The sequence below is a fragment of the Streptomyces sp. ActVer genome (genome assembly GCF_027270795.1).
GTDB classification, from domain to species: Bacteria; Actinomycetota; Actinomycetes; order Streptomycetales; family Streptomycetaceae; genus Streptomyces; species Streptomyces umbrinus_A.
Window position 1 is genome coordinate 1 of the sequence record NZ_JAPWHT010000241.1, and the last position, 15,714, is coordinate 15,714.

16 protein-coding genes and 1 pseudogene are annotated in these 15,714 nt (G+C 71.8%); 9 read left to right on the forward strand and 8 right to left on the reverse strand.

The features are described 5' to 3' along the window. Positions 1-221 (forward strand): annotated as a pseudogene (locus O3Q52_RS31960) (alkaline shock response membrane anchor protein AmaP); the annotation flags it as partial. A gap of 102 nt (positions 222-323) precedes the next feature. On the opposite strand, the gene O3Q52_RS31965 reads toward O3Q52_RS31960, so the two are convergent. The 6 genes from O3Q52_RS31965 to O3Q52_RS31990 form a co-directional block, all read right to left on the reverse strand. After that, positions 324-1,079: an SDR family oxidoreductase gene (locus O3Q52_RS31965; protein ID WP_269652167.1), complete on the reverse strand. Its 756-nt coding sequence runs from the start codon at positions 1,077-1,079 to the stop codon at positions 324-326. A 4-nt stretch (positions 1,080-1,083) separates the two neighbouring features. Then, positions 1,084-2,904 carry a glycoside hydrolase family 15 protein gene (locus O3Q52_RS31970; RefSeq protein ID WP_269652168.1) on the reverse strand — a complete coding sequence of 607 codons (1,821 nt, stop codon included), beginning with the start codon at positions 2,902-2,904 and terminating at the stop codon, positions 1,084-1,086. Positions 2,905-3,028: 124 nt separating this feature from the next. Then, positions 3,029-3,820, reverse strand: a complete 792-nt coding sequence (locus O3Q52_RS31975; RefSeq protein ID WP_269652169.1) for an SURF1 family protein — start codon at positions 3,818-3,820, stop codon at positions 3,029-3,031. Positions 3,821-3,897: 77 nt separating this feature from the next. Continuing rightward, positions 3,898-4,131: a hypothetical protein gene (locus O3Q52_RS31980; protein ID WP_269652170.1), complete on the reverse strand. Its 234-nt coding sequence runs from the start codon at positions 4,129-4,131 to the stop codon at positions 3,898-3,900. 122 nt (positions 4,132-4,253) lie between these two features. Then, positions 4,254-5,264 carry a DEDDh family exonuclease gene (locus O3Q52_RS31985; protein WP_269652171.1) on the reverse strand — a complete coding sequence of 337 codons (1,011 nt, stop codon included), beginning with the start codon at positions 5,262-5,264 and terminating at the stop codon, positions 4,254-4,256. A 2-nt stretch (positions 5,265-5,266) separates the two neighbouring features. Beyond that, complete coding sequence (locus O3Q52_RS31990; protein WP_269652172.1) at positions 5,267-5,968, reverse strand: TetR/AcrR family transcriptional regulator; 702 nt, start codon at positions 5,966-5,968, stop codon at positions 5,267-5,269. 99 nt (positions 5,969-6,067) lie between these two features. Here O3Q52_RS31990 and O3Q52_RS31995 point away from each other — a divergent pair, with 99 nt between their 5' ends. The 8 genes from O3Q52_RS31995 (at position 6,068) to O3Q52_RS32030 (ending at position 13,960) form a co-directional block, all read left to right on the forward strand. Further along, positions 6,068-6,865, forward strand: a complete 798-nt coding sequence (locus tag O3Q52_RS31995) for an acetoacetate decarboxylase family protein (RefSeq protein WP_269652173.1) — start codon at positions 6,068-6,070, stop codon at positions 6,863-6,865. Beyond that, a complete protein-coding gene (locus tag O3Q52_RS32000; RefSeq protein WP_269652174.1) occupies positions 6,866-7,750 on the forward strand; it encodes an SDR family oxidoreductase in 885 nt (294 codons plus the stop codon). Between the two features lie 41 nt (positions 7,751-7,791). Continuing rightward, positions 7,792-9,078 (forward strand): amidohydrolase family protein, encoded by a 1,287-nt coding sequence (locus O3Q52_RS32005; protein ID WP_269652175.1) that lies wholly within the window; start codon positions 7,792-7,794, stop codon positions 9,076-9,078. A 56-nt stretch (positions 9,079-9,134) separates the two neighbouring features. Beyond that, positions 9,135-10,364, forward strand: coding sequence for an amidohydrolase family protein (locus O3Q52_RS32010; protein WP_269652181.1), 1,230 nt, complete (start codon positions 9,135-9,137; stop codon positions 10,362-10,364). 25 nt (positions 10,365-10,389) lie between these two features. Beyond that, positions 10,390-11,100, forward strand: coding sequence for a VIT family protein (locus tag O3Q52_RS32015; RefSeq protein ID WP_269652176.1), 711 nt, complete (start codon positions 10,390-10,392; stop codon positions 11,098-11,100). 150 nt (positions 11,101-11,250) lie between these two features. Next, positions 11,251-12,201: a sterol desaturase family protein gene (locus O3Q52_RS32020; RefSeq protein ID WP_269652177.1), complete on the forward strand. Its 951-nt coding sequence runs from the start codon at positions 11,251-11,253 to the stop codon at positions 12,199-12,201. Further along, positions 12,198-12,896, forward strand: a complete 699-nt coding sequence (locus tag O3Q52_RS32025; protein WP_269652178.1) for a lysoplasmalogenase — start codon at positions 12,198-12,200, stop codon at positions 12,894-12,896. The genes O3Q52_RS32020 and O3Q52_RS32025 overlap by 4 nt, the downstream gene beginning before the upstream one ends. Before the next feature lie 20 nt (positions 12,897-12,916). Beyond that, the gene (locus tag O3Q52_RS32030) at positions 12,917-13,960 is read left to right on the forward strand and encodes a zinc-dependent alcohol dehydrogenase family protein (protein WP_269652179.1); all 1,044 of its coding nucleotides are present in this window, start codon (positions 12,917-12,919) and stop codon (positions 13,958-13,960) included. 33 nt (positions 13,961-13,993) lie between these two features. On the opposite strand, the gene O3Q52_RS32035 is transcribed toward O3Q52_RS32030, so the two are convergent. Together O3Q52_RS32035 and O3Q52_RS32040 are read right to left on the reverse strand one after the other, a co-directional pair. After that, positions 13,994-14,962, reverse strand: coding sequence for a CopD family protein (locus O3Q52_RS32035; protein ID WP_269652182.1), 969 nt, complete (start codon positions 14,960-14,962; stop codon positions 13,994-13,996). A 173-nt stretch (positions 14,963-15,135) separates the two neighbouring features. Next, the coding region (locus O3Q52_RS32040; RefSeq protein WP_269652180.1) for a CoA transferase at positions 15,136-15,714 on the reverse strand (579 nt) is incomplete at its 5' end.

Below are 15,714 nucleotides of genomic sequence, written 5' to 3' on the forward strand. Positions count from 1 at the left end.
TGGGCGGGGTCGCACGGGCCCAGGTCTCACTCACCGGGCGCCGAACCGTCCCCGAGGCCCGCGTCCAACTCCTCCTGGAGCCCCACGCCGACCCCGGCGACGCCCTCCACCGCCTGACCACTGAGGCCCTGGCCCACGCAAGAGACTCGGCAGGCCTGGCAACCCTCCCGGCAGAGGTCCGCTTGCGCGGGGTCAAACACGGCGCGGAGAGGGTCAGCTAGGGCGCGCCCTAAAAGCGGGGAGGCGCAGCCTCCTGCTTTTAGGGGCGCGGGGAACTGCGCGACCAGCCCCCACCGGCCCGCACCCACAGAACAACCGGACCATCAGAACCCGTGCCGAGCCCCACCATCAACAGGCACCATGATCCCCGTCAGATAAGACGCAGCCGGAGACAACAGAAACGCGGCCGTCCGGCCAAACTCCGAAGGCGTCCCGTACCGCCGCAACGGAATCCGCGCCTCATTGGCGGCCCGCGCCGCCTCCGGATCAGCCGCGTACCCATCCAGCTCGCGCACGCGATCCGTGTCGATCCGGGCCGGCAACACCCCGACCACCCGAATCCCCCGCGGCCCCAGCTCGTCGGAGAGCGACTTGGCGAACCCCGCGAGACCGGGACGCAGACCGTTGGAGATGGTCAGCCCGGGGATCGGCTCGTGCACCGAACCGGAGAGCACGAACCCGATGACCCCGCCCTCACCGAGCTCCGCGGCGGCCGCGCGGGCCAGCCGGACCGCGCCCAGGAAGACGGACTCGAACGCCGACTGCCACTGCTCGTCGGTGTTGTCGGCGACGAACCCGGGCGGCGGGCCCCCGACGCTGATCAGGATGCCGTCGAAACCGCCGAAGCGCTCGCGCGCGGCCGCGATCAGGCTCTGCGGAGCACTCGGGTCGGAGTTGTCCACGGCCACACCGTGCGCGTTCGGGCCGAGGGCCGTCGCGGCCTCGGCCACCGTCTTCTCGTCGCGCCCCGTGATGATCACCTTCGCGCCGTCGCCGACGAGCTCACGCGCGGAGGCGTGGCCCAGGCCGCGCGTTGCTCCGGTGACGACGTAGACGCGGTCCTTCAGTCCAAGATCCATGGCACTATCCTGCCCCCTCCTCATCGGACCCTCCAGCCCCTCCCCGGTCCCCTTCCCCGTCGAACAGGGCGAGGGCGGTGCCCACCAGGCCGATGTGGCTGAACGCCTGCGGGAAGTTGCCGAGCTGGTGGCCGGCCACGGGGTCGTACTCCTCGGCCAGCAGCCCCACGTCGTTGCGGAGCGCGACGAGCCGCTCGAACAGGTCGAGGGCCTCCTTCGTACGGCCCGTCAGATGCAGCGCGTCCGCGAGCCAGAACGAGCAGACGATGAACGAGCCCTCGTCGCCCGGGAGCCCGTCGATGGCCGTCGGGTCCGAGTCGTACCGGCGCACCAGGCCGTCGCGTGTGAGCTCCGCCCGGACCGCGTCGACCGTGCCGACCACCCGCGGATCGTCCGGCGGCAGGAAGCCGAGGCGGGGGATCAGCAGCAGCGCGGCGTCCAGTTCGCGGGAGCCGTACGACTGCGTGAAGGTGTTGCGCTCCGGGTCGTAGCCGCGCTCACACACCTCGCGGTGCACCTCGTCGCGCATCGCGCGCCAGCGGTCCACGTCGCCGCTCAGGCCCGGGTTCTCCTCCAGCGTGCGGACCGTGCGGTCGGCGGCCACCCACGCCATCACCTTCGAGTGCACGAAGTGGCGGCGCGGACCCCGGACCTCCCACAGCCCCTCGTCCGGCTCGCGCCACGCCGACCACAGGAAGTCCATCAGCGCCTGGCGCAGCCGCCACACGTGCGGCTTGGCGGGCAGACCCGCCTGCTGCGCCAGCGAGAGCGAGTCGATCACCTCGCCGTACACGTCGAGCTGCAACTGCCGTACGGCGTCGTTGCCGATCCGGACCGGCGCCGAGCCGCGGAAACCGGGCAGCCACGCCAGCTCGAACTCGGGGATCCGCCGCTCGCCCGCCAGGCCGTACATGATCTGCAGTTCCGCGGGGTCGCCCGCCACCGCGCGCAGCAGCCAGTCGCGCCAGGCCGCCGCCTCCTCCTGGTAGCCGCACGCGAGCAGCGCGCCCAGGGTGAGCGTGGAGTCGCGCAGCCAGCAGTAGCGGTAGTCCCAGTTGCGTACGCCGCCGATCTCCTCGGGCAGCGATGTCGTGGGCGCCGCGACGATGCCGCCGCTCGGCGCGTAGGTGAGGGCCTTGAGGGTGATCAGGGAGCGGACGACGGCGTCCCGGTGCGGTCCGTCGTAGCGGCAGCGGGCAACCCACGCCTGCCAGTCGGAGAGGCTCGCGGCCAGTGCCTCGTACGGGTCGACGCGCGCGGGGCGCGGTTGGTGCGAGGGGTGCCAGGTCAGTACGAAGGCGACCTGCTCGCCCTCGGCGACCTCGAACTCCGAGTGCGTACCGAAGTCCTTGCCCCAGGTGCGCACCTCGGGCTCGCTGCGCAGCCACACCGAGTCCGGGCCCGCGATGGCCACCCGGTGGCCGTCGGACTTGCGCATCCACGGCACGATCGAGCCGTAGTCGAACCGCAGTCGCAGTGTGCTGCGCATGGTGACCCGGCCCTTGAGACCTTCGACGATCCGTACGACGTCGGGGGCGCGGTCGCGCTGTGGCATCAGGTCGGTGACGCGTACCGTGCCGTCCTCGGTCTCCCACTCGGTGTCGAGTACGAGGGAGTCGGTCCGGTAGGCGCGTCGGGTACAGACGTCCGCTCCCTTCGGTGCGATCCGCCAGTGGCCGTTCTCCTCGTCTCCGAGCAGTTTCGCGAAACAGGCCGCCGAGTCGAACCGCGGGAGACAGAGCCAGTCGACCGACCCGTCCCGTCCGACCAGGGCGGCGGTCTGGTGGTCGCCGATGAGGGCGTAGTCCTCGATGGATGGGTGCACGTTTGCCGGGTTCCCGGCGATTGTGGCGATCAATCCGGCGAGGGGCGGTTCTGTTGGGTGCGGGTCGTCTGTGGCCGGGCGCGCAGTTCCCCGCGCCCCTTGAGGGGCGCCGGGGTCGCGGCGGTCAGACCGTTGCCGGTTCCGCCTCCGGCGTGGATTCCGCGGCGGCCGCCTCCGCGAGGTCGCGGCGTTCTCGGCGGACCAGGATGACCCAGCCGACGGGGACGCCCGCGGCGAAGAGCCACCACTGGATCGCGTACGCCATGTGGGGGCCGATGCCGCTGTGGTCGGGCTCCGGGATCAGTTCGGGGGTGTCGCCCTTCGGCTCCGGCGCGGTCAGCTCGACGTAGCCGCCGAGGACCTGCTTGCCGAGCGACTTCGCCTGCTGCTCGCTGTTGATCAGCATGACCATGCGGTCGGGGAGGCCGCGGACGTCCTTGATGCCGCTGTCGGCGGTCGTCTCGTCGGCCATCAGCCGGCCCGTGACGGTGGTCTCGCCCTTCGCGGGCGCGGGCACCTTCGGGAACTCGGTCTGCGCGCCGTCCGCGGGGATCCAGCCGCGGTTGACCATGAGGACCTTGCCGTCGTTCAGGACGAACGGGGTCAGTACGTGGAAGCCGACCTCTTCGTCGGAGTTGGTGCGGCGCCGGACGACGACCTCGTCCGCGGTGTCGAAGGTGCCCTTCGCGGTCACCCGGCGGAACAGGTCGTCGCGCTTGACCGCCCGGCCGGGCGCGGTGAGCGACTCGGCGGGGACCGGCTTCGCGGACAGCGAGTCGGAGATCACCTTGTTCAGCGCGACCTTGCGCTCGTGGCGGTGCAGCTGCCAGAAGCCCAGCTCGATCATCGTCGGGATGAGCGCGAGCATGATGAGGGTGAGGATCACCCACTGCCGGGACAACAGGAAGCGGTACACCCCACGACCGTACAACTCGGCCATGGGGTGTCGAGCGGGAGGGGTGGCTTGGAGGCGTGTGGTTCGGACAGGACGGTTCAGACCTTGTCGATGATCCCCACCTTCCCCTCCGCGCGGGCGCAGTGACCCCCGCAGTACCAGTGGCCCTCGACCTCGACGCCTTGGCCGATGATCTGGACCCGGCAGTGCTCGCAGATGGGCGCCATGCGGTGGATGGCGCAGGAGAAGCAGTCGAAGACGTGCACCGCGCCCTGCGCGTGCACCTCGAACGTCATGCCGTAGTCGTTTCCGCAGACCTCACAACGTGCCATGCGCCACAGGGTGGGCCGCCAGGGCGGTACGGGCGAGCGGTTGCCGGGCGAGTCGCTCCCCAATCACCCGTACGACCGGATGCCCGCGCCCCCGGCGTGCGCCCCGCACGGCAGACGCTCCGTCACGCCTTCGACGCCGGCTCCACGTCCCGCAGCAGCTGGCCGAACGCCGCCTCGTCGACGACGGGGGTGCCGAACTGGCGGGCCTTGACCACCTTGGACGTACCGGAGTCCGGGTCGTTCGTCACGAGGAGGCTGGTGAGCCGGGACAGGCTCGTCGAGACATGCAGTCCGGCCTCGACGGCGCGGTCCTCCAGAAGGTCGCGTTCGACCGAGGTGTCCCCGGAGAACGCGATGCGCATGCCCTGCTTGAGCTGCTTGCCCGGTTCGTACCGCCCCGGGTTGGGATACGGGCAGGCGGGCCGCTTGCGCGAGGGACGCCAACTGCCGGACGGATAGCCCCCCGACGCGTAGCCGCCGGAGGAGTAGCCGCCGGACTGCCGGCCGATCCGCGGGGCGGCCCTGTCCGTCCACTCCGTCAGCGGCAGGCATTCGAGCAGCGGCAGCCGTACACCCTCGCGCGCTGCGGCCTGCAGGCTCGGCCGGAACGCCTCGGCCAGCACGCGCGCGTCGTCCAGCGCGTGGTGTGCGCGCTGCTGCACGACGCCGAAGTGCGCCGCGAGCGACTCCAGCTTGTGGTTGGCCAGCGGCAGGCCCAGCTCCTTGGACAGCGCGATGGTGCACAGCCGCTGACGGACCGGCGCCTCGCGCTCCGCGCGCGCGTACTCCCGGGCGATCATCGACCAGTCGAACACCGCGTTGTGCGCGACCAGGACGCGGCCGTCGAGCCGGGACGCGAACTCCTCGGCGATCTCCGGGAACAGGGGCGCTCCTTCGAGCACGTCACTCGTCAGACCGTGGATCCACACAGGACCCGGGTCCCGCTCCGGATTGACCATCGTGTACCAGTGGTCCTCGACCTCGCCGCGCGCGTCCAGCCGGTAGACCGCGGCCGACACTATGCGGTCGTCGCGGGCCAGTCCTGTGGTCTCCACGTCGACGACCGCGTATCCCTGCGGATACGCGGCCGGCCACGGGGTGGTGGACGGTGCGGTCTGATGGTCTTCGAGCATGGTCACTGAGGATAAGGGGCGCGACTGACAGTCCTGTCCCCGGAGTCCGGGCCCGGGCCGGATCCGGAGTCCGACTGCCCGTCACGAGCCCCCGCCAACAGCCCGGCCACCAGCGCCTTCACGGACAGGGTGAACAGCTTCTCCGTGTCGATGGCCCGCGCGAGGGTGCGGGCGAGCGCCGGGTCCTCCTCCGCCGTACGCGCCCCCCACAGCTCCTCCTCGCCCGGGTGCTGCGCCGGAGCGCGCTCACGGTTGCGCTCGACCAGCACGTGCCCGACGACCTGGAACTGCACGGCCCGTACGACGTCGGCGGCACGGGCCCCGCGCAGTCCCGCCGCGTGCACCTCGTGCACCAGGGCCTGCTGCGCGGGCAGGAACATCCGTTCCGTCAGGCCGCGTTCGTGGACCATCGCGACGAGGTGCGGATGGTCGCGCAGCCGCAGGCGCAGGGCGCGCGCCACGGACACGATGCGCCCCGCCGGGGTGCGCCCGACGGGCCGGATCTCGCCCAGTTCGGCGACGGTGCGCTCGACGAGCGCGTCGAGCAGCGACTCGCGGTTGCCGACGTGCCAGTAGATCGAGGTCACCGCCGTGCCCAGCTCGGCGGCGAGCTTCCGCATCGTCAGTGTCTCCGGCCCGTGCTGCTTCACCAGGTCCGCGGCGGTGGCCAGGACTTCCTCGCGGGTCAGTGCCGGTCTTGCCATGACGCCCCCAAGTCCCTGTGGCGCACGAGTATTTACCCTTCGCGAGGTCTGCTGTAACTGTGTTACAGGTGACGGCCCATCAGAGAAGGGCGGTACGACATGGCACGCGTACGGTACGGCGCGCGGACCGAGGCGGAGATCGGCGCCGCGCGCACCGCGAGCTCCCGGCTCCCCGACATCTGGTCCACCGGTGTGGTGGCCGTCTGGGAGAGCGACCCGGACGCGGTCGCGGCGGTCCTGCCGCCGCCGCTCAAACCCACCGGGCGGCCCCTGGTCCGGGTGAACATCAGCAAGGTCGATCTGCCCGGATACCCCCTGGGCGCGGGCTCGTTCGCGGTCGCCGCGGCGCACGACGGGGTCGAGGGCTGGTATCCGCTCGTCATGCCGATGACCCACGAGCGGGCCCTCATCGGCGGCCGCGAGGTCTTCGGGGAGCCCAAGAAGCTCGGCGAGGTGACGGTCGAGCGCGACGGCCTCGTCGTACGTGCCGCCCTCGCCCGGCACGGCATCGAGTTCGTGGAGGTGCGCGGCGCGGTCAGCGGGGCGCTGCCCCTGCCGGAGCCGGCACAGAAGACCGACTTCTACTTCAAGTTCCTTCCGGCGGTGGACGGTTCGGGCTTCGACGCCGGCCCCGTACTCGTGCACTGCGTGCGCAACGAGAAGGTGCGCAAGCTGGAGCGGATCACCGGAGACGTCGTCCTCCGGGAGTCCATGTACGACCCGGTCGCAGACCTCCCCGTGCGCGAACTCGTCGGGATCACCCTCGGCGAGAAGACGACGGACCAGAAGGGCAGGGTCGTCGAACGGGTCAGCGGGCAGGCCCTGTTGCCGTACATCCATCAGCGCTACGACGACCCGCAGCAGATTCTCGACGGGCCGCCCGAGGGGAGCACGTGAATGGAACTGAGGGCGGGACAGGTCGCAGTCGTCACCGGGGCCGCGAGCGGCATCGGGCTGGCGATGGCACGGCGGTTCGCGGCCGAGGGGCTGAAGGTCGTCCTCGCCGATGTCGAGGAGGGCGCCCTGGAGAAGGCCGCCGCGGGGCTGCGCGAGGACGGGGCCGTGGTGCACGCGCGCGTGGTCGACGTCGGCGAGCGCGAGGAGGTCGTCGCGCTCGCCGAGGAGACGTACGAGAGATTCGGCGCCGTGCACGTCCTGTGCAACAACGCCGGAGTCGGCTCGGGCGCAGAGGGCCGCATGTGGGAGCACGACCCGAACGACTGGAAGTGGGCGTTCGCGGTCAACGTGTGGGGCGTCTTCCACGGCGTCCAGGCCTTCGTGCCGCGGATGCTGGCCGGCGGGGAACCCGGCCACATCGTCAACACCTCGTCCGGCGACGGCGGCATCGCGCCCCTGCCCACCGCCTCCGTGTACGCCGTCACCAAGGCGGCCGTCGTGACGATGACCGAGTCGCTGTACGCGCACCTGAGGGCCGAGCACGCGCGCGTGGGGGCCTCCGTGCTCTTCCCGGGGCCCCACATGCTCCGTACGGGCCTGTGGGAGTCGCACCGCAACCGGCCGGACCGGTACGCGAAACAGAAGCCCCGCAGGACCCCGTACCGCAGCCTCGACCAGTGGGAGGCCGCGATGAAGGAGGCGGGGAAGGACGTGCGGTTCACGCCGGTCGAGGAGGTCGCCGACTTCGTGGCGGACGGCATCCGGGCGGACCGCTTCTGGCTGCTGCCCGACAGCGAGCACAGCGACGCGCAGATCCGGGCGCGCTCGCGGTCGATGCTCGACCGCGCCGATCCGGCGTACCTGGAGAACTTCATTCTGGACTGAGGACCGGACGGACCACTGAGGACCGGACTGAGGAGCCGCAAATGGCCTCGACGACAGAGCCCTACCTGATCATCTCCTCCGACTGCCACGCCGGGCTGCCCACCGAGGAGTACCGGCCCTATCTGGACGCCCGTTTCCACCGGGACTTCGACGAGTTCCTCGCGGGCCGCGACCGCCGCCGCGAGGAGATGACGCGGCTCGGCATCCGCAACGAGGCGTTCGCGAACAAGTGGTTCCAGGACAACGAGGAGGGCTTGCGCGGCGGTTGGGACTCCGCGCAGCGACTCAAGGAGCTGGACGGCGACGGAGTGGCGGCCGAGGTCGTCTTCCCCGACGCCGACGCCGTGGACAGCCAGACGGCCGCGCCCTTCGGGGTGGGCCTCGGCCTCTCCGGCGACCAGGACCCGGAGTTGGGCATGGCGGGCGCGCAGGCCCACAACCGCTGGCTGGCCGACTTTGTGGGCGAGAACCCCGAACGGCACTGCGGAGTGGCCCTGTTGCCCGTCACGGCCCCCACCGAGCGGGTCGTCGCCGAGGTGTACCGCGCCAAGGAGTCGGGCCTAGGCGCCCTGATGATCCCCTCCATGTGGGTCGACAAGGAGCCGTACCACGACCGCCGTTACGACCCCGTGTGGGCCGCGGCGGCGGAGTGCGCCATGCCGGTGCTCACGCACTCAGGAGCGGCACCCCGCCACGAGTACGGCGACCACCTCGGGATCTATGTGAGCGAGGTGACCTGGTGGCCGGCCAGGCCGCTGTGGTTCCTGCTCTGGTCCGGTGTCTTCGAGCGCCACCCCGGGCTCAAGTTCGGTGTGGCGGAGTCGGGTTGCTGGTGGCTGCCGAACCTCCTGTGGTTCATGGACCGGCTCTACCTGGGCGCGCACGGCGGCAAGAAGCTGTCCCCCTTCGCGGAGCTGACGCGTCCGCCGCACGAGTACCTGGACCGCCAGGTCTTCGTCTGCGCGACCAACACCAAGCGGCGCGAACTCGCCCAGCGGTACGAGATCGGCGTCGACAACATCCTCTGGGGCAGCGACTTCCCGCACCCCGAGGGGACCTGGCCCGACACGCGCGCGTGGCTGTCGCGCACGTTCCACGACATCCCGGTGGCGGAGACGCGCCGCATGCTGGGCCTGGCGGCGGCGGAGGTCTTCGGCTTCGACACCGGGAAACTCGCCCCGCTCGCGCGGCGCATCGGTCCGACCCCGGCCGAACTCGGCCAGTCCGAGGACCAGTCGGCCGTCGAGGCATCCTGGGCCCGCTCCCGCGAGGTGGGCCGGCACTGGCTGACGGACCACGACTTCCCGGTCCTGGGGGTGACCCCGTGACCGAGAACCACGTCAACGAGCGCGCCGCGAGCGAGAACCCCGTGGGCGAGAACCTCGTGAGCGACGACCGCTACACCGTCATCTCGGCCGACTGCCACGCGGGCGCCGATCTCCTCGACTACAAGCCGTACCTGGCGAGTCGGTACCACGAGGAGTTCGACGCCTGGGCGGCCGCGTACGTCAATCCGTACGAGGACCTGATGGCCGACACGGCCGACAAGAACTGGAACTCGGAGCGGCGGCTCGCGGAGCTGGAGCAGGACGGGATAGTCGCCGAGGTGGTCTTCCCGAACACCATCCCGCCGTTCTTCCCCTCGGGTTCGCTGATGGCGCCCGCGCCGACGGCCGAGGAGTTCGAGCGGCGCTGGGCGGGGCTGCAGGCCCACAACCGCTGGCTGGCGGACTTCTGCGCGGCCGCCCCGGGCCGGCGGGCGGGCGTCTTCCAGATCCTCCTGAACGACGTCGATGAGGCGGTGAGGGAGATCCGGTGGGCGGTCGGTGCGGGGCTGCGGGGCGGCCTGCTGCTGCCCGGCACGCCACCGGGCAGCGGGCTGCCCGAGCTGTACTCGTCGGCGTACGACCCGATCTGGACGGTCTGCGAGGAACTGGGCGTGCCCGTGAACCACCACGCGGGCTCGGCCTCCCCGCCGCTCGGCGACGAGCCGGCCGCCCGGGCCGTCTTCATGGTGGAGACGACGTGGTTCTCGCACCGCGCGCTCTGGCACCTGATCTTCGGGGGTGCCTTCCGCCGCCACTCCGGACTGAAACTGGTGCTGACCGAGCAGGGTTCGGGCTGGATACCCGGGGTGCTCGACATGCTGGACTACTACCACGGGCGGCTGGTCGCGGCGGCGACGAAGGCGTCCACGGCCGAGTCCAAGTTCGGTGCCGGGCTTGCCGCTTCGATGGGCAAGGGTCCCTCGGAGGTCTGGCGGGACAACTGCTTCGTCGGCGCCAGCTTCATGCGCCCGCACGAGGTGCCGCTCCGCGACCGCATCGGCCTCGACAAGATCATGTGGGGCAGCGACTACCCGCACGACGAGGGCACGTACCCGTACTCCCGTGAGGGCCTGCGGATCGCGTACGCGGGCCTTCCGCGCGAGGAGATCGCGGCGATGGTCGGCGGCAACGCGGCCCGCGTGTACGGCTTCGACCTCGACCTCCTCGATCCCATCGCGGCGAAGGCGGGCCCGACGGCGCAGGAGATCGCCGAACCATTGGGACAGCCCCCGGCGGACGCGACGAGTCCGGTCTTCGCGCGGGGAGGGTCGGTACGCGTCTGGTGACGTCCCGGGTGCGATGCTCCCGCATGTGACGGAACAGACGCATGACGAGGCCCACGGCGGGGCGCTGGGCGAGCGGCTGAACTGGCTGCGGGCGGCCGTTCTCGGTGCCAACGACGGCATCGTGTCCACCGCGGGCCTCGTCGTCGGCGTGGCCGGCGCGACGGACGCCCGCTCGGCCCTGCTGACGGCCGGGCTGGCCGGTCTGCTCGCCGGCTCCATGTCGATGGCCGCGGGGGAGTACGTGTCCGTCTCCACCCAGCGGGACTCGGAGAAGGCCGCCCTCGCCGCGGAGAGGCGGGAGCTGCGGGACGAGCCGGAGGCGGAGCTGGAGGAACTCACCGAGCTGCTGGAGGACCGGGGTCTTTCGCGGGACGTGGCCCTGGAGGCGGCGCAGCAGCTCACGGAACGGGACGCGCTGAGGGCCCACGCGCGCGTGGAGCTCGGCATCGACCCGGACCAACTGGCGAACCCGTGGCACGCGGCCTGGGCGAGTTTCCTGGCGTTCACGGCCGGGGCACTGCTCCCGCTGCTGGCGATGGTGCTGCCTCCCGCCGCCTGGCGCCTGGCCGTCACCGTGGTCTCGGTCCTCGCCGCCCTCGTCCTGACCGGCTGGACCAGCGCCCGCCTGGGCGCCGCGGACCCGCGCCGGGCGATGCTGCGGAACGTGGCGGGCGGGGCGCTGGCCATGGCGGTCACCTATGGGGCGGGCGCGTTGCTGGGGGCGGCCGGCGTGTGACGGTCACGCCCTGGCGTCGAGGCGCTCGCGCGGTGGGCCGAGCCGGCCGGCTCCTTGGCGGAGATCACCAAGAAGCAAGCGCATACCCCCGGTAATACTTGTGGGTAACAACGTCTAGCCGCGGTCCACCAGCGGTTCTACGGTGCTTGCATGCCGAACCTGCCCGATGTTGTGCTGTGGTCGATACCCGCGTTTGTGCTGCTCACCGTGATCGAGGTGGTGAGCGTCCGGATCCATCCAGCCGCCGACGGGGCTGCCGCCGGGTACGAGACGAAGGACGCCGCCACGAGTGTCGGCATGGGTCTGGGGAGTCTGGCCTTCGACCTTCTGTGGAAGATCCCGATCGTCGCCGTCTACACGGCGATATATGAGCTGACACCACTGCGGGTGCCCGTCCTGTGGTGGACCGTGCCACTGATGTTGCTGGCGCAGGACTTCTTCTACTACTGGTCGCACCGCGGGCACCACGTGATCCGGATCCTCTGGGCCTGCCATGTCGTGCACCACTCCAGCCGGAAGTTCAACCTCACCACCGCGCTGCGCCAGCCCTGGACGACGTGGACCGTGTGGCCGTTCTACGTGCCGCTCATCGCGCTCGGCGTCCATCCGGCCGCGCTCGCGTTCTGCTCGTCGGTGAACCTCGTGTACCAGTTCTGGATCCACACCGAGCGCATCGACAAGCTGCCCCGGGCCTTCGAGTTCGTCTTCAACACGCCCTCGCACCACCGCGTCCACCACGCCTCCCAGGGCGGCTATCTGGACCGTAACTTCGGCGGGATCCTGATCGTCTGGGACCGGCTCTTCGGGTCGTTCGTCGCGGAGACCGAGCGGCCGGTGTACGGGCTGACCAAGAACATCGACACGTACAACCCGATCCGGGTCGCCACCCACGAGTACGCCGCCATCGCCAGGGACCTGCGGACCGCGGGGAGTTGGCGGGAGCGGGCCGGGCGGATGTTCCGGGGGCCGGGGTGGCAGCCGGTGCCGTCGCCCGCCTCGGCTTCGGAGGGGGCTGCCTCTTCGGAGGAAGCCGTCACGGCCCAGGAGAGGGTCATTACATCCCAGGAGAAGCCGGTCACGGAGCCGGAGCCCGCCAAGTGAACGCGCGCCACGCGCGCGTGCTGCTCGTTGCCCTCGGCCTGGTGACGGTCGCGGATCTCGTCTCCCTGGCCGCCGGGTACGAGACCGGCCATACGGTGGCCAAGCCCCTCCTGATGCCCCTGCTCGCCGTCTACGCGCGCGTGTGCGGCGGACCCCGGCTCCTCGTCGCCGCGCTGCTCTTCGGCTGGGGCGGAGACGTCCTGCTCCTGTTCGACGCCGAGCCGGCCTTCCTCGCCGGGATGGCGTCCTTCGCGGCGGGCCACGTCTGCTACCTGCTGCTCTTCCGGCGGACCACCGCACTCGCCGGGAAACGGCCTCCACGCGCGCGTGCCACCTGGCTGACGGCAGTCGCGTACGCCCTCGCCCTCGTCACCACCGTCGCCCTCCTGTGGCCCGGTCTCCCCGCCGACCTCCGTGTCCCGGTCGCCGGCTACAGCCTGCTTCTGACCGCGATGGCGTACGGGGCCGCACGACTCGGGCTCCTCGCGGGCGTCGGCGGTGCCCTGTTCATGCTTTCGGACACCCTCATCGCGACCGGAGTCGCCGAGCGGCCACAGCTTCCACGGCCCGACTTCTGGATCATGATCACGTACATCGCGGCGCAGTATCTGCTGGCCAGAGGGGTGCTGGGGGCCGCCGGCGCGCAGCCCGTGCCCCCGGCGACGTACCGTGAGAGGCGCACCCTCACCACCTGAGCAGGAAGCAGGATCCAGCCATGCGCGCCACCACCATCCACGCCCCGTTCGACATGCGTGTGGAGGACGTGCCCGACCCGGTGGTGCGGAATCCGGGCGACGCCGTGGTCCGCGTGCTGCGCTCCTGCATCTGCGGCAGCGACCTGTGGGCCTACCGGGGCGAGTCGGCGCGGCAGCCGGGCCAGCGCATCGGACACGAGTTCCTCGGGATCGTCGAGGAGACCGGTGCGGAGGTGACCGGGGTCGGGCGCGGTGACCTCGTCGTCGCGCCCTTCATGTGGTCCGACGGGGTGTGCGACTACTGCCGCGAAGGGCTCACCACGTCCTGCGAGCACGGCGGGTTCTGGGGCTCGGTCGGGTCCGACGGCGGGCAGGGAGAGGCCGTGCGCGTCCCGTTCGCCGACGCCACGCTCGTCGCGCTGCCCGCCGAGGCCGCCTCCGACGACCGTCTGCTGGCCGCCCTCCTGACGCTCTCCGACGTCATGGGGACCGGCCATCACGCGGCACTCGGCGCGGGCGCCCGCGCGGGGGCCACGGTCGCTGTCGTCGGTGACGGCGCCGTCGGCCTGTGCGGCGTTCTCGCGGCCAAGCGGCTCGGCGCCGACCGGATCATCGCGCTGGGGCGCCACGAGGCCCGTACGGACATCGCACGCCGTTTCGGAGCCACCGACGTCGTCGCCGGGCGCGGGGACGCGGCCGTCGAGGCGGTACGCGAACTCACCCGCGGCCAGGGCGCGCACGCCGTCGTCGAGGCCGTCGGGACCGAGCAGTCGATGAGGACCGCCGTGAGCATCACCCGTGACGGCGGTGCGATCGGCTTCGTCGGCGTTCCGCACGGCAGCGGCACCGGCCTCGACCTGAGCGTCATGTTCGACCGGAACATCGCCCTGCGCGGCGGGGTCGCGCCCGTGCGCACGTACATCCCGGAGCTGCTGCCCGACGTCCTCGACGGAACCATCGACCCGTCGCCCGTCTTCGACCTGACCGTCGGTCTGGAAGGCGTGCCGGACGGCTACAAGGCGATGGACGAGCGCACCGCGCTCAAGGTCATGGTCGCCGACTGACCGCCAACTGACCCACCCGGCCGGCCGCGGAGGTCACCAGCGGATCGGCACAGGCACCGCGGTGAGCACCGCCGAGACCGCGACCACCACGCCCAGGACCACGACCTCCGCGCGCGCGGGGGAGTAGGCGGTGAGCGGGTCGGCCGCCCGGTGCAGCCGGTGGCGGGCCCACAGGGCCAGGACGGCGACGGCGACCACGAGGAGCACCTTGGCGAGCAGGGTGCGTCCGTACGCCGTCGTCGTCAGCTGATCCAGGACCGTGCCGGGCGGCATCCGGCGCAGGGTGCTGCCCACCCCCGTCGCGGTGATCGCGGCGAGCAGGACGGCCGCCACGCGCGCGTAGAGGCCCAACAACGCGACGCCCTCCCCGGGGGCCGTGTTCCGCCACCGGTGGAGCGTGCGCAGGACGTACAGCAGCCCGCCCGCCCACAGGGCCGCGCACGTCACATGAACGAGTGTCAGACCGGAGCCGATCAGCGGACTCTGCTCCGTGGTGGGGTGGGCGCGCAGCGCCTCCGCGACGGCCACCGCGGCCAGCGGCCACACCTGGCTGCCCGGGCGGCGCGACAGGGCGCACAGGCCCATCACGGCGAAGGCGTTGACCTCCAGCAGCGCGAGCGCGCCGTCCCGGGTCTGGTAGAGCCCGCCGATGTCCATGTCGGAGAGGCTGCGCGGCACCAGATTGCCGGTGGCCACCACCGAGGCGAGACCGAGCGCGGCGACGAAACCGGCGGCGGCCGCAGCCGGGGCCCAACTGCGGGGCGCGTCCTCCAGAGGCGCGCCCGGCACCCTTCGGGCCAGCCGCGCGACGAACAGCTCACCCGCCGATACGCACACCGCGGCGAACAGGACCGTCCTCAGCAGCGCGATCCCGCGAACGCCGGGAGCGGCGGCCTCTCCCGTTCCGCGCAGTGCGGTGGGCGGCCCGAGGAACGGGATCAGCGCGGCCAGGGCCACCAGGGCGAGGACGGCGACGGAGCGCCGCACGACGGCCGCGCTCACCCGGGGCGCGCCAGCCTCGCCACCCGCGTCGGCAGTCGGTCTTATCGAACTCACCTCAAGATCTTCACCAGTTGTCCAGGTCCGGGCAAGTCCTGGCAAACAACTGGCGGAACCGTATTCCGCTCACGCACACGACATTCCGCCCATCCATACGCGCCCGGCCGCCCTCCGACTCAGACCCAGCGCGGCGCATCCGCACCCCAGGGCCCGGGCGGCCGCGGCCAGTCGCTCGGCCCGCCCGCGAAGGAGACGGGCGGCAGGGCGTACCGCAGCCTGCCCAGAGCACTGTCCGCCTCCGCGAGCCAGGGCGCCGGATCACCGTACGAGGCATCCTCCGTTGCCCCACCCTGCCCAGCCCCGTCCCCGGCCGTCAGCCAGGCCGCCGTCCGCGCCAACGCCGGCCGTACGAACCGTGTCCCGCCCTCGTCCAGCCCCTCCGTGACCGCGCGCAGCACCCCGGCCGCCAGCAGATACCCCGTGCCGTGGTCGAGAGCCTGCGCGGGCAACGCGCCGGGCTTCTCCCCGGATCCTTCGACGGCCGCGATGCCGGTGGCCACCTGTACCAGACTGTCGAACCCCCGCCGCCCGCCCCACGGCCCGTACGCTCCCCACGCCGACAACTGCCCCACCACGATCCCGGGCCGCCGCTCGGCCAGCGCCTCCGGAGAGAGCCCGAACCGGTCCAGGTCATCCTCGCCCTGCCCGGCGAAGCCGCCACCCCGCCGCGGTACGCCTCCGCCAGAACCGGGCAT